At 66.0% G+C, this 18,450-nt stretch carries 18 protein-coding genes; 9 read left to right on the top strand and 9 right to left on the bottom strand.

All coding sequences use genetic code 11. The annotated features are described in order from the left end of the window. Positions 1 to 11: 11 nt before the first annotated feature. Complete coding sequence (locus ACN0TK_RS00425; RefSeq protein ID WP_417307760.1) at positions 12 to 734, bottom strand: uroporphyrinogen-III synthase; 723 nt, start codon at positions 732 to 734, stop codon at positions 12 to 14. 21 nt (positions 735 to 755) lie between these two features. Beyond that, positions 756 to 1,691 (bottom strand): hydroxymethylbilane synthase, encoded by a 936-nt coding sequence (hemC, locus tag ACN0TK_RS00420; protein ID WP_417307455.1) that lies wholly within the window; start codon positions 1,689 to 1,691, stop codon positions 756 to 758. Positions 1,692 to 1,782: 91 nt separating this feature from the next. On the opposite strand from hemC, the gene tsaD reads away from it, so the two are divergent. Genes tsaD through ACN0TK_RS00395 form a run of 5 tightly spaced genes read left to right on the top strand, consistent with a single transcriptional unit; the run spans position 1,783 to position 4,986 of the window. Further along, entirely contained in the window at positions 1,783 to 2,853 is a 1,071-nt protein-coding gene (gene tsaD / locus ACN0TK_RS00415; protein WP_417307454.1) for a tRNA (adenosine(37)-N6)-threonylcarbamoyltransferase complex transferase subunit TsaD, read from the top strand. After that, positions 2,843 to 3,811, top strand: a complete 969-nt coding sequence (locus tag ACN0TK_RS00410) for an NAD(P)H-dependent glycerol-3-phosphate dehydrogenase (protein ID WP_417307453.1) — start codon at positions 2,843 to 2,845, stop codon at positions 3,809 to 3,811. The genes tsaD and ACN0TK_RS00410 overlap by 11 nt, the downstream gene beginning before the upstream one ends. Then, positions 3,811 to 4,104, top strand: a complete 294-nt coding sequence (locus tag ACN0TK_RS00405; protein WP_417307452.1) for a YciI family protein — start codon at positions 3,811 to 3,813, stop codon at positions 4,102 to 4,104. Before ACN0TK_RS00410 ends, ACN0TK_RS00405 begins: the two co-directional genes overlap by 1 nt. Before the next feature lie 3 nt (positions 4,105 to 4,107). After that, a complete protein-coding gene (locus ACN0TK_RS00400; RefSeq protein ID WP_417307451.1) occupies positions 4,108 to 4,530 on the top strand; it encodes an EVE domain-containing protein in 423 nt (140 codons plus the stop codon). 54 nt (positions 4,531 to 4,584) lie between these two features. Beyond that, positions 4,585 to 4,986: a DUF1761 domain-containing protein gene (locus ACN0TK_RS00395; protein WP_417307450.1), complete on the top strand. Its 402-nt coding sequence runs from the start codon at positions 4,585 to 4,587 to the stop codon at positions 4,984 to 4,986. A 131-nt stretch (positions 4,987 to 5,117) separates the two neighbouring features. Here the strand turns inward: ACN0TK_RS00395 and ACN0TK_RS00390 are convergent, their stop codons facing one another. The 6 genes from ACN0TK_RS00390 to ACN0TK_RS00365 all read right to left on the bottom strand — a co-directional run bounded on the left by ACN0TK_RS00390 (position 5,118) and on the right by ACN0TK_RS00365 (position 7,702). Continuing rightward, entirely contained in the window at positions 5,118 to 5,570 is a 453-nt protein-coding gene (locus ACN0TK_RS00390) for a hypothetical protein (RefSeq protein ID WP_417307449.1), read from the bottom strand. A gap of 38 nt (positions 5,571 to 5,608) precedes the next feature. Further along, positions 5,609 to 5,995 carry a DUF1801 domain-containing protein gene (locus tag ACN0TK_RS00385; protein WP_417307448.1) on the bottom strand — a complete coding sequence of 129 codons (387 nt, stop codon included), beginning with the start codon at positions 5,993 to 5,995 and terminating at the stop codon, positions 5,609 to 5,611. Then, positions 5,992 to 6,405 (bottom strand): SRPBCC family protein, encoded by a 414-nt coding sequence (locus ACN0TK_RS00380; RefSeq protein ID WP_417307447.1) that lies wholly within the window; start codon positions 6,403 to 6,405, stop codon positions 5,992 to 5,994. The genes ACN0TK_RS00385 and ACN0TK_RS00380 overlap by 4 nt, the downstream gene beginning before the upstream one ends. 26 nt (positions 6,406 to 6,431) lie before the next feature. Further along, the gene (locus ACN0TK_RS00375) at positions 6,432 to 6,881 is read right to left on the bottom strand and encodes a DUF1801 domain-containing protein (protein WP_417307446.1); all 450 of its coding nucleotides are present in this window, start codon (positions 6,879 to 6,881) and stop codon (positions 6,432 to 6,434) included. Then, complete coding sequence (locus tag ACN0TK_RS00370; RefSeq protein ID WP_417307445.1) at positions 6,878 to 7,201, bottom strand: ArsR/SmtB family transcription factor; 324 nt, start codon at positions 7,199 to 7,201, stop codon at positions 6,878 to 6,880. The genes ACN0TK_RS00375 and ACN0TK_RS00370 overlap by 4 nt, the downstream gene beginning before the upstream one ends. 267 nt (positions 7,202 to 7,468) lie before the next feature. Beyond that, positions 7,469 to 7,702 carry a DUF1674 domain-containing protein gene (locus ACN0TK_RS00365; RefSeq protein WP_417307444.1) on the bottom strand — a complete coding sequence of 78 codons (234 nt, stop codon included), beginning with the start codon at positions 7,700 to 7,702 and terminating at the stop codon, positions 7,469 to 7,471. Positions 7,703 to 7,799: 97 nt separating this feature from the next. Here ACN0TK_RS00365 and htpX point away from each other — a divergent pair, with 97 nt between their 5' ends. The 4 genes from htpX (at position 7,800) to purH (ending at position 13,456) form a co-directional block, all read left to right on the top strand. Continuing rightward, the gene (gene htpX, locus ACN0TK_RS00360; RefSeq protein ID WP_417307443.1) at positions 7,800 to 8,780 is read left to right on the top strand and encodes a zinc metalloprotease HtpX; all 981 of its coding nucleotides are present in this window, start codon (positions 7,800 to 7,802) and stop codon (positions 8,778 to 8,780) included. A gap of 4 nt (positions 8,781 to 8,784) precedes the next feature. Beyond that, positions 8,785 to 10,077 carry an RsmB/NOP family class I SAM-dependent RNA methyltransferase gene (locus tag ACN0TK_RS00355; protein WP_417307442.1) on the top strand — a complete coding sequence of 431 codons (1,293 nt, stop codon included), beginning with the start codon at positions 8,785 to 8,787 and terminating at the stop codon, positions 10,075 to 10,077. 85 nt (positions 10,078 to 10,162) lie between these two features. Beyond that, entirely contained in the window at positions 10,163 to 11,800 is a 1,638-nt protein-coding gene (locus ACN0TK_RS00350; protein ID WP_417307441.1) for a heparinase II/III family protein, read from the top strand. Positions 11,801 to 11,866: 66 nt separating this feature from the next. After that, complete coding sequence (gene purH / locus ACN0TK_RS00345; RefSeq protein ID WP_417307440.1) at positions 11,867 to 13,456, top strand: bifunctional phosphoribosylaminoimidazolecarboxamide formyltransferase/IMP cyclohydrolase; 1,590 nt, start codon at positions 11,867 to 11,869, stop codon at positions 13,454 to 13,456. Between the two features lie 179 nt (positions 13,457 to 13,635). Here the strand turns inward: purH and ACN0TK_RS00340 are convergent, their stop codons facing one another. Next, positions 13,636 to 18,393: an NAD-glutamate dehydrogenase gene (locus ACN0TK_RS00340; RefSeq protein ID WP_417307439.1), complete on the bottom strand. Its 4,758-nt coding sequence runs from the start codon at positions 18,391 to 18,393 to the stop codon at positions 13,636 to 13,638. Positions 18,394 to 18,450 lie beyond the last annotated feature (57 nt).

The raw sequence follows: 18,450 nt of genomic DNA, 5'->3' as shown, positions 1-18,450 counted from the left end.
CATAATTCCAATCATGGCGCGTTTTCGTCGCGCGCAAAAGACAAGGCAAGTCCCATCATTGCCTCTTCGCTGGGGTAGTCCGCCAGCGCCACCCTGACGAAGTGGGCATCCACCAGCGGCAGGGCAACCGCTTCAGACAGACAGATCACGCCCAGCCGGGCTTTCAACTGCCGCGGCAGCCCCGCTGTCAGCTGGGCAAACACCGCTGCCGAGCGTGTCGAATAAAACAACGCGGCAGCCACCCTCCCGGATGCAATCGCACTTGCGACGGCCTCCGGCAATTCCGAAGCCGCCACCATGGCATAGACTTCCGCAGTAATCACCATGCGCCCTGTCGGCGCCAGCGCCCGGCCCAGATCGCTGGTCACTTCGCGCCCCGAGGCATAAAGGATCGGGCCGTCGATCGGCGCTGTGCCGAGCAGCTCGACAAGCTTGGTAACCGTCCCTCCGGCACTCTCGACCCGGGCAAAACCCATCTCTCGCGCCAGACCGGCCGTACGCTGGCCAACCGCGTAGACCGGCAGATCGAGATAGGCCTCGAGCACACCGCGCGCCTGCAGCGCCCGCAGCGCATTGGCGCTCGTGATCGCCATCGCGCCGAACCCTTCGGCATCTGGCAGGCTGGTGGTCAGCACCTGTTGGGTCAGCATCGGCGCCTTCAGCGCGCCAATGCCGAGCGCATCGAGGCGTCCAGCGGTGTCGCTCGCGTCGGGTTCCGGCCGGGTCACGAGCATCAACACCACTTCGCTTACGCCTTACGTCTTGAACATCTCGGCGAAGGCCGGCCCGGCCTCCGCGCGCAACTCCGCCCCCAGGTCGAGGCCGATCCGCGCCGCATCGGCAATCGCCCCGCTGCGCTCGGCCCGGTACCGAACGGAACCGTCGGCACTGAGGATCTCGCCCGTCAGTGTGCACCCATTTACGTGCAATTCGGTAAACGCGCCGATCGGTGTGCGACACGATCCGTCGAGCGTCGCCAGCAGCCCGCGCTCCGCCAGCACGGCCGTCGAGGTATCCGCATGGTTCAGCGGCGCCACCAGCTCGGCGACCCGCGTATCGCTGGCGCGGATTTCGATACCGATCGCGCCCTGTGCGGGCGCCGGCAGAAATTCCCGCGGGTCGATCACCGAGGTGATCCGCTCGGCCATCCCCAACCGGTTGAGTCCCGCCACCGCCAGCAGCGTCGCATCCGCCACCCCGGCTTCGAGCTTGCCCAGCCGGGTGAGCACATTGCCGCGGAACTCGACCACCTTGAGGTCCGGCCGGTAGCGCAGCATCTGCGACGCGCGGCGGATCGAGGACGTCCCCAGCACCGCCCCTTCGGGCAGCGCATCGAGGTCCGGATATTTCAGCGAAATGAACGCGTCGCGGATGTCCTCGCGCTCCAGATAGGCCGCCAGCACAAGCCCCTCGGGCAGGTCCGACGCCATGTCCTTGGCCGAATGGACGCCGAGATCGATCTCGCCCGCGCTCAGCGCCGTCTCGATTTCCTTCGAGAACAGCCCCTTGCCGCCCACCTCGCTCAGGGGCCGGTCCTGGATCCGGTCGCCGCCGGTCGAGATCACCCGGATCTCGATCTCCTCGGGCGCCACGCCATGTGCCGCGACCAGCAGATCGCGTGTCAGTTCGGCCTGTTTCAGCGCCAGAAGGGAGCCGCGCGTGCCGATGCGCAAGAAAGGGGCCGATTGCATTGGCTTGCATTCCTGTTGTACGCGAGCGGGGCTTAGCCGACACACGCGCCAGGGGCAAGGCGACACACTTACACGGGCGGAGACGGACCGGATGCGCGTCCTCGGCATCGAGACCAGTTGCGACGAAACCGCCGCCGCCATCGTGGCGCGCGACGATGCTGGCCATGGCGAAATCCTCTCCAATGTCGTGCGCACCCAGCTCGAGGAGCACGCGGCCTTCGGCGGCGTCGTCCCCGAACTCGCCGCCCGCGCCCATGTCAGCCACCTCGACCGCATCATCGCCCGTGCCGCCAGCGACGCCGGCCTGCACCTCCGCGATGTCGATGCCATTGCCGCCACCGCCGGTCCCGGCCTCATCGGCGGCGTCCTCGTCGGCCTCACCACCGCCAAGGCGCTCGCCGCCGCCCTCGGCAAGCCACTACTCGCGGTCAATCACCTCGAAGGCCACGCCCTCACCGCCCGGCTCACCGACAACATCGCCTTCCCCTATCTCATGCTGCTCGTCTCCGGCGGCCACACCCAGTTCGTCCTCGTCCGCGGCGTCGGCGATTACGAACGCTGGGGCACCACAATCGACGATGCGCTCGGCGAAGCCTTCGACAAGACCGCCAAACTCCTGGGCCTCGGCCTGCCCGGCGGCCCCGAGGTCGAGCGCCACGCGCTGACCGGCGACCCGGCCCGCTTCGCCTTCCCCAAGCCGCTCTTGCGCGAAGCCCGGCTCGACTTTTCCTTTTCCGGTCTCAAGACCGCAGTCCGCCAGGCCGCCGAACAGCTCGCCCCGCTCAGCGACACCGACGTCGCCGATATCTGCGCCAGCTTCCAGGCGACCGTCGCGACCATTGTCGCCACCCGCGCCCGCGATGCCCTCGCCCGCTTCCGCGCCGAACTGCCCGACGCCACCCCGCGCCTCGTCGTTGCCGGGGGCGTTGCCGCAAACCGCGCCATCGGCGCCACGCTCAGGGACGCTGCGGCCAGTGCCGGCGCCGAGCTCGTCATTCCGCCGCCGCGCCTTTGCACCGACAATGGCGCAATGATCGCCTGGGCCGGCGCGGAACGTCTGGCGCTCGGCGCCACCGACCCCAGCAGTTTCGGCGCCAAAGCCCGCTGGCCGCTCGACAGCGCCGACATGCCGATCACCCAGCGGGGCGACCATGCCGCTTGATCATGTCGCCGTCATCGGCGCCGGTGCCTGGGGCACCGCCCTCGCCCAGGCCGCCGCACTGGCCGGCCGCCGCGTCACAATCGTCGGTCGCGACCCCGCCATCCTCGACGACATTTCCACGAACCACCGCAACAGCGCCTATCTGGGCGATCTGCCGCTCGATCCGGCGATCGCCGCCAGCGCCAGCCTGCCCGCCGTCGATCTGATCGTCCTCGCCGTCCCGGCCCAGGCCAGCCAGTCCGTGCTGCAGGCCCATGCCGAGGCCGTCGCCCACCGCCCGGTAGTCCTCACCGCCAAGGGGCTCGAAGCATCGACCCTGCGCCGCCAGAGCGACATCCTCACGGCCATCGTGCCCACCGCCACGCCATTCGTCCTCTCCGGCCCCAGCTTTGCCGCCGACGTCGCCGCGGGCCGCCCCACCGCCGTCACCCTCGCCGGCCCCGACATCGACAGCGCCTCGGAAGTTGCTGCCGCCCTCGCCGGCCCCAGCCTGCGCCTCTACGCTGCCGATGATCTGATCGGCGTCGAAATCGCCGGCGCGCTGAAAAACGTCTATGCGCTTGCCGCTGGCGCCGTCGAAGGCGCCGGGCTTGGCGCCTCGGCCCGCGCGGCGCTCATCGCCCGCGCCTATGCCGAAATGACCCGCTTTGTCGTCGAAATGGGCGGCGCCGCGCCGACGCTCACCGGCCTTGCCGGTCTCGGCGATCTCACCCTCAGCTGCACCTCGCCGCAATCGCGCAATTACCGCTATGGCATGGCGCTTGGCCGCAACGCCGACACGGCCGACATCGGCCTCGCCGAAGGCGTGCTGACCGCACCCGTCGCCGCCGGGCTCGCCCGCCAGCTCGCGGTCGACGCGCCACTCGTCGATGCAGTAAACCAGCTGCTCGAGGGACATCTCACCGTCACCGATATCGTCGCCGGCCTCATGGCCCGGCCACTCAAAAGGGAAATCTGATGCCGTTTTATTCGATCGTCGCCAAGGACAAGTCTGGTGCACTCGACCAGCGCATGGCCGTGCGCCCCGAACACCTCAAGCACCTCGAAACCCTCGGCGACCGCCTGATCATCGCCGGCCCCTTCCAGAACGAAGAGGGCAAGGCGACCGGCAGCTTCATGGTCATCGAGGCCGACGATCTGGCGACCGCGACATCGCTGTTCGAACAGGATCCCTTCATCAAGCAGGGCGTCTTCGAAAGCTGGGACATCAGCCGCTGGGGCCTCACCATCAACAACAGCGCCGGCCGCTGATCCATGGCCCACTGGCTGATGAAATCCGAGCCCGACGTGCTCTCCTATGACGACCTCGCAGCCATGACGACGCCGGAGGAATGGGATGGCGTGCGCAACTACGCCGCCCGCAACAACATGCGCGCCATGCAGGTCGGCGACGAGTGCTTCTTCTATCACTCCGTCACCGGCAAGGAGGTCGTGGGCATCATGCGCGTCGTCGCCGCGGCCCATCCCGATTCCACCGCGGAGCTCAAGGACGGCAAGGTGGTGTGGGAATGCGTCGATGTCGAAGCGGTGAAAAAGCTACCCGAGCCGGTCAGCCTCGCGACCATCAAGGCGCATCCCGAACTCCAGGAGATCGCGCTGGTGAAGCTCTCGCGCCTCTCCGTCTGCCCCATCACCGACCATGAGTGGGACGTGATCTGCAAGCTCGGTGGCCTGTAGCCGCGATTCGCCCTATGATGGTCGAGGTGTCATCTGCCGGAAGAGGATCTGGCTATGGACTTCACCTTCAACTGGCTCGGCATTGTCATCGCCGTCGTTGCCTCATGGGGTACCGGTGCGCTGTGGTATATGGTTCTGAGCAGCCAATGGCTCGCCGCCATCGGCAAGACGCGCGACCAGATCAATCCCAAGGATCCGACACCCTTCATCTTCGGCTTTGCCGTGCAGATCGTCATGGCCATCGTGCTGGCAGCGATCATGCCGGGTATCATGGGTGAGCGCAGCGCGCTGCACGGCCTGCTGACCGGGCTGCTGATCTGGTTCGGCTTCGTCATCACCGCGATGATCCTCAACCACCGCTATGAAGGCGCCCCATGGAGCCGCACCGCCATCGACGGCGGCTACCTGCTGCTGGTTCTGTGCCTGCAGGGCCTGATCATCGGCGTCTTCGGTTAAGCCTGCGCCGTGAGCAGATTCAGCCCTCTCCCACGGAGGCGGAGTTAGCCCCAAGCTACGGCACAAACAGTTGCGCGCCGTCCTTGGTCTATGATCGAAACATTGCTCGCTTTCACATCAGCCAAGCTTGCTCAAGCAACGGGTGCAAGCAGCATCTCAGGTGTCACCAGAAAGATAGCCAGACCAGTTTCGCTTCCGTACGGAACACAATCCGTCACAGCATCTGCCACCGCCAACGCGATCTTTGAACCTGTTTCCGAAATGATGAAAAATGGGTCCGCCATGACATCCACACGGTCAACATCCCCATTCAGCAACTCCACTCTGACTGCCATGGTGGATGAAGTTTGGGTCGGGTCAAACTCAGAGCCACTGTAGCAGTGAATTGCTTGTACTGCGACCATCTTACCTAGGTCGCACGCATACATGTTCACCTCACATGCCTGCGAAACGTAACTCTCAACTTTATTATCCTGTGCGTAGCAATTAATACCTGCGCCTAGTGCAGTCACAATAGCAGCTATAGAGACAGCGAGCTTACCAAGGTTTTGCACTGCAATCTGGCCCTCAGTCGATTTAATCATTTTTAGACGTCATACAGTTGGCGCCGTCAACCGTGAGCTTATCGCCTCCGCCCCGCATTGAACGCGATTGCTTCCCGCACCAGCGCCGTCAACGCCTTGGCGTCCACCGTCTCACCCTCGCCGATATCGATCGCCCGCCACACCTTGCCGCCGAACCCGTTGTTGAACAGGCCTTCGGGGTCCTCCAGCGACGCGCCCTGCGAAAAGGTCAGCTTCACCTTGTCCTTGTGCGCATTGCCGACGACGATGTTCTTGCCGTCGTGACACCACACCGGGCTGCCCATCCACTTCCAGTCCTCGACAATGTCGGGGTCCGCCGCGAGGATGGCCTTGCGCACCTTGGCCAGCGTCTCCGCCCGCCAGTCATCGAGCCCCGCGATCAGCGCATCGATCTTGTCGCTGGGCTTTTCTTCGGCGGCGCTCATGCCAGCCCGTCCACGACCTGTTCCAGCTGATCGAGGAACCGCGCCCAGCCGCTGGCCGCCCCGCCATAGGCCTGCTTCTGTTCGGGAATGCGGAACCCGGCCTGCTCCATCCGCAAATGCGTACCGCCATCCGTCGGCGTCAGCGTCCAAGTGACCGTGCTCTCGAGCCCCATGCCGTTCCAGCTGTAGCTCAGCGCCTCTTCGGGCGCGATCTCCAGCACCTCGCAGTCGACCGACCCCCACGCCTCGGTGAAGGCGAAACGGTGCCCCAGTTCGGGCACGAAATCGGTCTTCATCAGCCATTCCGCCATCAGCTGCGGCTGCGTCAGCGCCCGCCAGATCTTGCTCGGCGGATGCGGCAGCTCGCGTTCGATCACCACGGATCGGGTCTTTGTCTCGGTGTCGGTCATCTTGTCTCCCTCCCGGTCGCCGGGTGTTAGGGTTTGAGGCTGGGCAGCGCCGCAGCCTGCCGCACCCAGTCCGCGAACTGGTCGGCATCGAAATCATCTTCGTGGATGTGCAGATATCGGGTCAGCGGGTCTTTAGAGGCGACGGGCGGCAGCGGCTCAAGCGAGGTGCCGCGGAAGAAATTGACCTTCACGTATCTGTCGAAGCAGTGGTACCCGAGGAAATAACCCTCTTCGTCCTTGCCATACATCGGCGTGTTCCAGCGCACGGCCTTCACCACGCCGGGCACTTCCCGGCCGATGATCGCGTCCACCTGCGCCCCGATGGCTCGCTTCCAGCCCGGCATCGCCGCGATATAGGCCTGCACCGGCCCATCGCCGTCGCCCTTCGGAATCTGCGGGTTGCCGCCTGACAAAAGCCGCACCTCGCCCGGTTTCAAGGGCGGCAGCGGCTTGGGAGTCCACTTCGGCTTGCTCACTGGTCCATCCTCTTGAGCAGGTCCTCAAGCCCGTCGAGCTTGCTCTCCCAAAAGCCGGCCATCTCGCGCGTCCAGTCGACCAGCGGCGCCAGCGCCTGCACCTCGGCCCGGTAATGCGTCTGCCGGCCCGCGTGCCGCCCCACCACCAGCCCGGCGTCTTTCAGAATGCCCAGATGTTTAGACACCACTGGCTGCGACACCCCGGCCTCCGCCGTCAGCGCCGCCACCGTCTGTTCCCCCTCCCGGCACAGCCGCTCAAACAGCGCCCGCCGCGTCGGGTCGGACAGCGAACGGAACAGAGTGTCTTGTACAGCAGGCATTCATACCTCGATGGCTATTGATCTAATCAATACCCAACCGGCTATGGATGTCAAGAAAGGCGACTTCGGTTAAATAGAGTTCGCCCCATCACCGATGTCACCCCGGGCTTGACCCGGGGCCCATCCCGAGGGCTCTCGACACACTGCGAACGCCGGGACCGGCTCCTGGCTCACCGCAGGTACAAGGCACCGCACACGGAGTCTTCAGAGCCTCACCCTGAGCCTGTCGAAGGGCGAGACGGGCACTGCAAAATTAGGACCCGCCGATCAGAAATCCGCCGTCAGGCCCTTGATCTCCCAATCGCCATAGCGCGCCGGGTCGAGCCCGCCGCGGCCATTGCGCTCGTCGGCATGCGCCTTGGCCTTCGCGTCGATCTCCGCGCGCCGCGCCTTCGCCTCAGCCAGCGCCCGCTGCGCGGCAGGCGTCAGTTCACGAGGTGCCGTCTCCGCTACATCGGTCTCGGGCGCATCGGTTTCGGGCATATCGGGCGTTTCGGGCATATCGGCGCAGTCTTTTTGGCAACTCTTGCCGGGAACCGGCAGGCACCCCACCTTATTTCCATTCAAACGAACCTGTCGAGGATCGGAAACCCGGGCCATGCTCAACTTTCTGCGCACCAGCCTCCTGCTTGCGGCACTCACCGCGCTCTTCATGGGCGTCGGCTATCTGATCGGCGGCACCAGCGGCATGATGATCGCCTTTGTCGTTGCCGCCGGCATGAACCTGTTCAGCTACTGGAACTCCGACAAGATGGTGCTGCGCATGCAAAATGCCCGGCCCGTCGACCCGCGCAGCGCGCCCGACCTGCATCGCATGGTCGAGCAGCTGGCCCAGAACGCCGGCATTCCCACCCCGGCGCTCTATGTCATCCAGACCGACCAGCCCAATGCCTTCGCCACTGGCCGCAACCCGCAGAACGCGGCAGTCGCCGTCAGTTCCGGCCTGTTGCGCACCCTGCAGCCCAACGAGGTGGCCGCCGTCGTCGCGCATGAGCTGGCCCATATCCGCAATCGCGATACCCTGACGATGACCATCACCGCCACCTTTGCTGGCGCCATCTCCATGCTGGCCCAGTTCGGCCTGTTCTTCGGCGGCGGCAATTCCCGCGACAATCCGCTCGGCCCGATCGGCGTGCTGATTGCCGTGCTCGTCGCACCCATCGCCGCGGTCCTCGTGCAGATGGCGGTCAGCCGCACCCGCGAATACGAAGCCGACAAGCTCGGCGCGGAAATCTGCGGTGAACCCATGGCGCTCGCCTCGGCCCTGACAAAGATTGCCGGCCACGCCCGCCAGACCGTCAACATCGCGGCCGAGCGCAACCCGGCCCAGGCCCATATGTACATCTTCAACCCGCTGTCCGGTCAGCGCATGGACAACCTGTTTTCGACCCATCCCAATGTCGAAAACCGCATCGCCCAGCTGCGCCAGCTCGCCGGCACCATGACGATCGATCCGACGCCCCCGCGCGGAAGCTACCGTCCTCGCGAGGTCAACGCGGTTCCCAACGCAGGTGACTGGCGCGTTCCGCCCACAGGGGGTACGGGAGGGGATACCTCTTCTCGCGGACCCTGGGGCTGATCGTTTGGCAAAGAAAAAAGACCCGCCGGGCTTAAAACTCCGGATCGCGGCATCAGAGCGGCTCGCCGCAGTGCTCAAGGGGGCGAACTTCGCCCCCTTTTCCGTGGCCGAACTACCCGACGGGCGCGACCGCGGCCTCGCCAACCGGCTGGTCACCACGGCCCTCCGCCGGCACGGCCATCTCAACATTGCCATCAAGCGCTATCTCGAGCGCGGCATCCCGAAAAAGTCCGGCAATTTCGAAGCCCTGCTGCGCCTCAGCCTCACCCAGCTGCTCTTCTTGCCCGATCTCGGTGACCACAGCGCCCTGTTCCTCGCCGTCGAAGCCACCCGCCGCGACACCCGCATGGCGCATCTCGGCAAGCTGATGAATGCCGTCCTCCGCCGAGCCCAGGCCGATGCGGAGGAACTGCGCAATCTCCCCCTCGCCGCGCTCTTTCCCGACGATCTGCGCCGCACCTGGCAAAAGGCCTATGGCGAAGAGGCGATCGACGGTCTCGCCGCCGCCCTGCTCGATGGCGCGCCGCTCGATCTCACGCTGCGCGACACCGATCCCGACCTGATCGCCGCCCTCGGCGCCGTGCCCGTCCTCGGCGACACCGTCCGCATCGCCGAGCGCGACCGGACCGTCGAGGCCTTGCCCGGCTATGCCGAAGGCCGCTGGTGGGTGCAGGACGCCGCTGCCGCCATCCCGGCGCGCTTCTTCGATCTGCCGGCCGGCGCCCGTGTGCTCGATCTGTGTGCCGCGCCCGGCGGCAAGACCGCCCAGCTGGTCAAAGCCGGCTATCGCGTCACCGCCCTCGATATCGACCCCGAGCGCCTCGAACGCGTGAAGGACAATCTCGACCGCCTCGGCTACACCGCCGAGCTCGTCGCCGCCGATGCCGCCACTTGGGAGCCGGACGAAAAATTCGACGGCATCCTCATCGACGCGCCCTGCTCGGCCACCGGCACACTGCGCCGCCACCCCGAAGTCGTCTGGCATCGTCAGCAAGCCGACATTTCCGGTCGATCCGCCATTCAGAAACAGTTCATCGCCCGGGCATCACAATGGCTTAACGACGGCGGCGTGATGATCTACAGCGTCTGCTCGCTCGAACCCCATGAAGGCGAAACCCATCTGAAGGACTTCGAAACGGCTGACCTTACCGCCATGCCGATTAACCCCATGGAACTGCCGGATTTCCCCGCCATTACGCCGCGAGGCTGTATCCGCACGGTCCCCGGCATGCCGGTTCCTGGGGATAACGCCGGAACGCTCGACGGCTTCTTCGTCGCTCGCTTCCGCCGAGGCTAGAGTGACCTGCCGTGCCGACGGGCTTGGCAATCGGACCGCGCCGCCCTATCAGGGCGCCGGCACCCGCATGTAAGGACCGGAGTTTTTGGCACCACCGATGCGCTTTCTGGCCCGCCAGGCCATGATGACCTTTGCAGACCGGCTGGTGACAAACCCGCTGGTCCGCTGGACATGGACTGGCCCCGGCAATGAAGACGTCACCAACGCTCTGAACGAAATCCGCCCGACAGACCGCGAAACCGTGCTCGAGATGATGCAGGGCCGCTACCTGCTTGCCTCCAAGCTCGTCGACACCCATGGCGTGTCGCCCTTCTCCATCGATATCGAACACGCCGACTGGCAGGACGACCTGCGCACCTTCGCCTGGCTGCGTCATTTCCGCGATGCGCGATCCGATGAGGAACGGCACTTCGCCCGCATGCTCGCGTTCGACTGGATCGGCCGCTCCGGCAGCTTCAGCCGCGACAGCTGGGCTCCCTCCGTCACCGCCCGACGCGTCCTCAACTGGCTGCGCCACTTCAATATTCTCGTCGACGGCGCCGAGCCCGACGAGATCAAGATGATCACCCGGTCGCTGTCGACCCAGATCTCCTCGCTCAACCTGCGCGGCCGCCTCGCGACCGATCCGGTCGAGGCGCTGCTCGTCGCCATCGCTTTGGTCGGCGTGGCGCTGTGCGAAGACATGACCGAAGCCGAAATCGGCATCCGGGTCCGCCGTGTCATGCGCCTGCTCGATCAGCAGATCGACGAGGATGGCCTGCATCGCTCGCGCTCGGCCCGCACTCAGGTGCTGCTGCTGGTCGAACTCGACACCATCCGCCTCGCCCTCAGCCGCGACTACGAGCAGTTCTCCATCGATCTCAACGATCTCACCGAAAGCATGCATCGTGCGCTGGACGCTGTGTCGCTCGGTACGGGCGAGCCCGCCTATTTCAACGGCACCGGCCAGATGCCGCACGATTTGCTGGTGGCCGTGCAGGCCCAGAGCGTCGCCCGCGCCCGCACCACCGGCATCGTTGGCGGCTATGGCCGGCTGATCGTCGATCGCTCGGTCATCGTCGCCGATAGCGGCCGCGTCGATGCCCCCGAATATACCGCCAATGCCCACGCCAGCGCGCTCGCTTTCGAATTCAGCCACGGCCGCGATCTGGTGGTCTGTAACTGCGGCCCGGCACCCGCTGGTTTTGCCGGCGACCCCCACCTGTTCCGCCAGACGATCGCCCACTCCGCCCCCTCGATCAACGCGCTGTCTCCGGCCACCATCCCGACGTCCGGCCCCTTTGCCGATCGCCTGATCCCCGTCGGCAAGCCCCCGCAGATCGAGGCCCACCCGGAAGACGACAGCATCGTCATGGCCAATCACGGCTATGCCGACCGCTTCGGCGTCAGCCTCGAACGCCATCTCACCCTGCTCGCCGAGGGCAATACGCTCGTCGGCCAGGACCGCTTCATTCCGCAGCGCAACCGCGTTTCCGGCGCCTGCGCCATCCGCTTTCACCTCGCCCACCAGACCGAGGTGCAGGAGACCGAGGATCTTGTCAGGCTCCGCCTCGCCTCGGGCGCCGTGTGGACCTTCATGTGGGAGCGCGCCGAGATGCGCATCGAGGATTCGGTTCGCGAATCCGCCTATTTCGGCTTCCACCGCACCCGGCAGATCGTCCTCGAGGCGCTCGCCTCCGAAACCACCGAAGTCAGCTGGATCTTCACGCTGGAAGAACACTGATCCATGTTCCTAATGCGGCCCGCCCGTGCTAGCGAGCCGCCATCCATTTCGACGAGGAGTTCCCCCATGTCCGAGGGCAAGCAGGTACCGGTCAAGCGCGCATTGCTGTCGGTGTTCGACAAGACCGGCATGGAGGAATTCGCGCGCGGTCTGGCTGAACTCGGGGTCGAAATGGTCTCGACCGGCGGCACTGCAAAGCTGATCGCCGGCACCGGCGCCGCCGTCCGCGACATTTCCGATCTCACCGGCTTTCCCGAAATGATGGATGGCCGGGTCAAGACCCTGCATCCCAAGGTGCATGGCGGTCTGCTCGCCGTCCGCGACAATGCCGAGCACCAGGCAGCGATGGACAGCCACGAGATCGGCCCGATCGACCTCGTCGTCGTCAATCTCTATCCGTTCGAGCAGACCATTGCCCGCGGCGCCTCCTACGACGAGACCATCGAGAACATAGATATCGGTGGCCCGGCGATGATCCGCTCTGCCGCCAAGAACCACGCCTATGTCACGGTCATCGTCGATCCGGCCGATTACCCGTCGGTGCTCGACGACATCCGTCGCACCGGTGGCGTCGACTACGCCACCCGCCAGCGCCTCGCCGCCAAGGCCTACGCCCGCACGGCCGCCTATGACGCGGTGATTTCCGGCTGGTTCGCCAATACGCTCGACTATCCCGAACTGCCCTACCGCAGCTTTTCCGGCCAGCTGCGCGAGGTCATGCGCTATGGCGAAAACCCGCATCAGTGGGCCGCCTTCTATGCCACCGGCGAACAGCGCCCCGGCGTCGCCACCGCCCGCCAGGTGCAGGGCAAGTCGCTCAGCTACAACAATCTCAACGACACCGACGCCGCCTTCGAGCTGGTTTCGGAGTTCGATTCTGAGACCCCGGCCGTCGCCATCATCAAGCACGCCAACCCCTGCGGCTTCGCCGTCGGCAAGACTCTGCTCGAGGCCTACCAGCTGGCGCTCCGCACCGATCCGGTCAGCGCCTTCGGCGGCATCGTCGCCCTCAACGGCCTGCTCGACGCCGACACCGCCACCGAGATCGTCAAGATCTTCACCGAGGTGATCGTTGCTCCCGAAGCGACCGACGAAGCCATCCGCATCGTCGCCGCCAAGAAGAACCTGCGCCTGCTGCTCACCGGCGGCCTCGCCGACCGCAGCGCCGAAAGCCTGACCGTCAAATCCGTCGCCGGCGGCCTCCTGGTCCAGGGCCGCGACAACCGCAATGTCGACGATGTCGAGCTGAAGGTCGTGACCAAAAAGGCGCCGACGGACGCAGAGCTCGCCGACCTGAAGATCGCCATGAAGGTCGCCAAGCACGTCAAGTCGAACGCCATCATCTATGTGCGCGATGGCGCCACCGTCGGTATCGGCGCCGGCCAGATGAGCCGGCTTGATTCCTCGCGCGTTGCGCACCGCAAGTCGATCGATGCGGCTGCAGCCGCCGGGCTCGACGGCGCGCTCACCAAGGGTTCGGTCGTCGCCTCCGACGCCTTCTTCCCCTTCCCCGACGGCATGCTGGCCGCGGTCGAAGCCGGCGCCACGGCGGTCATCCAGCCCGGCGGCTCGGTCAAGGATCAGGACGTCATCGACGCGGCCGACGAAGCCGGCATCGCCATGGTGATGACCGGCATGCGCCACTTCCGGCACTGAGGCAGTCGGACCACCAGCCTGACGCGGCTGCGCCAACGGCACCCCAAACGCGATGTCACCCCGGGCTTGACCCGGGGCCCATCCCGGGCGCTCTCACCACGCTTGGACCCAAATCGGGCTGAATCCCGGAGCCAGTCCGGGACGACATCCTCTTAGCTGATCGTCCCGCGCCAATGGCCTCAACCGTTCCGGGCAAGGTCCGACAACAGGCCCGCAGCAACCGTCAGCCGCGACACCGTCATCTCGCCTTCGGTCAACCCGCGCACCGCCTCCGCCACGCGGCCGATGGCATCGCCGCGATCCGCTTGCCACGCCGCCAGCTGCGCCGGCACATCCATGCCCGGTGAGGTCAACACGTCATAGGTGAGATCGCGCTGCGCCCGCAGCAGGTTGGCCAGCGCCCGGTCGAGCGCCATCCGGTCGAACCGGTCGTCGAGAACGATCTCGCCGCCCGCCTCCAGCACGCCGCCCAGCTGGAACGCACCGAGCACGCCGAAGAAGGCCTCTGCCGCGGAATCCACATCGCATCTGACGCGCTCCGCCACCAGCACGATGTCGGTCCCGAGTCCCAGCACCGGCAGTTCGGCGACGCGCCGCGCCAGCGCCTCGGGCACGCCGTCGATCTGCAGCTGCGCCGAGCGCGTTTCCACCAGATCCGCCAGCGCTTCCGGCAACAGCCCACCAAGCCCCTCACGCACCGCATTGACGCCCACCGCGAACCGCTCGATCAACGGTGCCAGCCCGCCGTCGACCTCGGCATTGCGCAAGAACCACAGGCTTTCGTTGCGCAGCAGGGTCTGCACCCGGTTGAACAGGTCGATCTGCACCCGCCCGCCGATCATGCCATCCAGCGCCTCGATGTCCCGGTTGAGTTCGCCCAGCGAAAACACGTCGCGTACTGTCGCATAGCTCGCCGCGATCCGCCCCACATCGGCACTGCTTGCCGCCACCAGTTCCGTCACATAGGCCGGGCCGCCGCGATTGATCATCGCATTGGCCAGCACCGTGGCGATCACTTCGCGCCGCAGCCGATGCGTCCCGATCGTCTCGCCATAGCTGTCAGCGAGCTGGTCGGGGAAATAGCGGAAGAGTTCGCGCGCCAGATAGGGATCATCCGGAACGTCGCTGGCGACGAGATCGGCCTGCACCGTATTCTTGGCATAGGCCAGCAGCACGGCCAATTCCGGCCGGGTCAGCCCTTTGCCGGACTTCGCCCGTTCGCGCAGATCCGAATCGTCTGGCAGGTACTCGACCTCGCGATCGAGTTCACCATCCGCCTCCAGCGCGTGCATCAGGCTGATATGCCCGGGCAGCGCCGCAAGCCCGCGATGCTGCTCCACCGACAGCGCCAGCGTTTGCAGGTAGTTGTTGCGCAGGCACAGCTCGGCCACCTCGTCGGTCATCGACACGAGGAACGGATTGCGCTGCGCCAGAGTCATCTCGCCACTGCGCACCAGCGTTCCCAGCGCGATCTTGATATTGACCTCGAGATCGGAGGAATTGACGCCTGCCGAATTGTCGATGGCGTCCGTGTTGATCCGCCCGCCCTTCAGCGCATATTCGACGCGCCCGAGCTGCGTGGCGCCCAGATTGGCGCCTTCGCCCACGACCCGCGCACCGACCTCAGCCCCCGTGACACGGATCGCGTCATTGGCCTTGTCGCCGGCCTCGGCATCGCTCTCGCTGCTCGCCCGGATATAGGTGCCGATCCCGCCGAACCACAGCAGGTCGACCCTGGCCTTCAAGATGGCGCGCATGACCTCGTTCGGCGTCACCGCCGCAGCGCCCAGCCCCAGCACCTCCCGCGCCCGGTCGGACAGGGGCACGCTCTTGAGGCTGCGCGAATAGACCCCGCCGCCCTCCGAGATCAGGCTGGTGTCATAGTCCTGCCAGCTCGACCGGGGCAGCGCAAACATCCGCTGGCGCTCGGCAAAGCTCGTCGCCGCATCGGGATCGGGGTCGATGAAAATGTCGCGATGGTCGAATGCCGCCACCAGCCGCAGCTGTTCCGACAGCAGCACGCCATTACCGAACACGTCACCGCTCATGTCGCCCACGCCGACAGCCGTGAACGGCGTCGTCTGGATGTCGCGGTCGAGCTCGCGGAAATGCCGCTTCACCGCCTCCCAGGCGCCGCGCGCGGTAATGCCCATCACCTTGTGGTCATAGCCGGCCGATCCGCCCGAGGCGAAAGCATCGCCCAGCCAGAAGTCGCGCGCCACCGCAATGGCGTTCGCCGTGTCGGAGAACCGGGCCGTGCCCTTGTCGGCCGCGACCACCAGATAGGGGTCGTCGCCATCCTGCCGCACCACGTCCGGCGGCCCGACGACGACATTGTCTTCGAGATTGTCGGTCACATCGAGCAGCGTCGTGACGAAGATCTGGTAGCAGGTCGTGCCTTCGGACATGAAGGCATCGCGGTCGCCGCTCGGCAGCTTCTTGGGCACGAACGCGCCCTTGGCGCCCACCGGTACGATGATGGCGTTCTTCACCTGCTGGGCCTTCACCAGCCCCAGCACCTCGGTCCGGAAATCGTCCGGCCGGTCCGACCAGCGCAGCCCGCCGCGCGCAATCGGCCCGAAGCGCAGATGCAGCCCCTCGACACGCGGCGAATAAACGAAGATCTCGCGATAGGGCACCGGCTCAGGCAGCCCGTCGAGCGCTGCACAATCGAATTTCAGCGCCAGCGCCGGCCGGCGCGCGCCCGCCTCGTCACGCTGATAGGCATTGGTGCGCACCACGCCGTCGACGAGATTGAGATAGCGCCGCAGGATCCGGTCTTCGTCGAGAGAAGTTGTCGCGTCGATCGCGGCCGTGATGGTTTCCCGCGCGGCGTCTTCGGCACGTTCGCGATGCCCCGCATAATGCGGATCATTGGCCGTGTGGAACAGCGTCACCAGCGCCGTGGCGACATCGGCATGCGCCACCAGCGTGTCGATCAGATAGCGCCGCGAATAGGGCAGACCCGTCTGATGCAGATATTGCGTCAGAGCACGCAGCACCATCACGTCGTCCCAGCCGAGGCCGGAAATGCTGGTCAGCCGGTTCAGCCCGTCGCTGTCGGCCTCATCGCGCCAGATCGCGAGGATGGCGTTTTCGACCTTCTCGCAGCGCAGCCGGTCTTCGGTGTCGAACCCGTCGGGTGGCGCCAGCATCATGTCATGCAGATAGACGACCTCCGAGCCTTCGGGGCTGATTTCATAGGTCTGCTCGTCGATCACCCGGAAGCCGAAATTCTCCAGCATCGGCACCCGGTCCGACAACGGGATCGCCGCTTCGCGGTGATAGAACCGCAACCCCAGCTGATCCGTCGTGCCGGGGCGCACACCGAGCCGCAGCGCAATCGAGCGCGCATCGGGCACCAGCCTGATGATCTCGATATCCGATAGCGCCTCAGGCGCCCCGTAGCGCGCCTGATAAGCCGGCGAGAACGCATCGAGATAGCGCGCCACCTCCGCGCCACCATCGGCGGCATCGCGCAGCCGGTCGGCGAAGGTGCGGATCAGTTCGGCAATGCCGGTTTCCAGCGTCCAGCGCGACGGCTGCGGCGTCTCTCCGCCATTGCGGCCCAGGATGAAATGCACCCGGACCAGATCGCCTTCGGGAAAGCTCGGCGAAAACACCGAGATCCGCGCATCATACTGCTCGGCCAGCCAGTCGCCGATCCGGGCGCGCACGTCGGAATCGTAGCGGTCGCGCGGCACGTAAACGAGCACCGAAACGAAATTGTCGAACCGGTCGATGCGGCTCAGCACCCGCACCCGCGGCCGGTCGGTCAGGTCGGCGATCAGCTGGCTGAACTCCAGCAGCTGATCTTCGGAAATCTGGAACAGCTCGTCGCGCGGATAGCTGTCGAGCGCAGACATCAGTGCCTTGCCGGCATGGCTGTTGGCCAACAGCTCCGACCGGCGCATCACTTCGCTGACCTTCCTGCGCAGCAGCGGCACTTCGGTGTTCGGCGTCGCCAGCGATTGCGAGGTGAACAGGCCAAGCACACGCAACTCGCCGCTGACCGTCCCGTCCGCGTCGTAGAGCTTGATCGCCACGTAATCCATGTGCACCCGGCGATGCACCCGCGAGCGCAGATTCGCCTTGGTCACCATCAGCGGCGCGGTCTCGGCGAAGAACTCGGCATGCTGGGGCGTCATGTCGACGAAATCGGCGCCCGAGCGCAGCACCTTGAGCTCGGGGTCCTCGAACAGCCCCATTTCGCTGTCCGGCACCATCACCAGCCGGGCGCTCTCGCCCTCACCCTCCAGCCGGTACTCGCACATCCCCAGGAAGGTGAAATTGTGCTCGGTCAGCCAGTCGAGAAAATGCACCGCCTCGGCCAGCATCGCCGGCGGCACCGGCAGGCTCTTTTCGTGCCAGTCGACGCCCACCCGGCGGATTCGCTCCAGCATCGGCTGCCAGCCGGCGACCACCCGGCCGACTTCAGTCAGTGTCGCCTCGATCTCCGCCTTCAGCCGCGCCCGCGCCTGATCATCGGCCAGCGGCTCGATCTCGATATGCAGGAAACTCTCGTTGCGGCTGCCGGCCGTCGGCTCGTCCAGCACGCGATAGGTCGCCGGATCGAACAGCAGCACCGGATGCGTCATCAGCCGCACCGTGCCGCCCATGGCACGCACCGCCGCGAGGACGCTGTCGACGATGAACGGCATGTCGCGCGAGAACACCTCGATCACCTCGAGGTCACCGCGATACTGCGGCGGCACGACATAGACTGCGAACCGTTCGAGCTCGCGCTTGCCCAGCCGGCCATAGGCCTTGCGGAAACTGTCGTCGAGCTGCTGCAGCCCGTAGCGCGTCAGGTCCTCCGGGTCGGCCGCCTCGGCCGCGGCGCGCAGAAACCGCGCATACCCCGGCTCCTTGGCCCGATACCCTTCTGCCCGGGCGATCAGCATCGCCCGCATGTCGATATTCGGCTCCCCGTTCAACGCTCTGCCCCCTCCTGCTTTGCGCCTTGTCACAGTGCCATGATTGCATTGCAACTG

This window comes from Devosia sp. (assembly GCF_048261455.1).
Classification (GTDB): Bacteria; Pseudomonadota; Alphaproteobacteria; order Rhizobiales; family Devosiaceae; genus Devosia_A.
The sequence above is the reverse complement of the archived record's forward strand: the minus strand, read 5'-3'. Positions and strand labels throughout refer to the sequence as shown.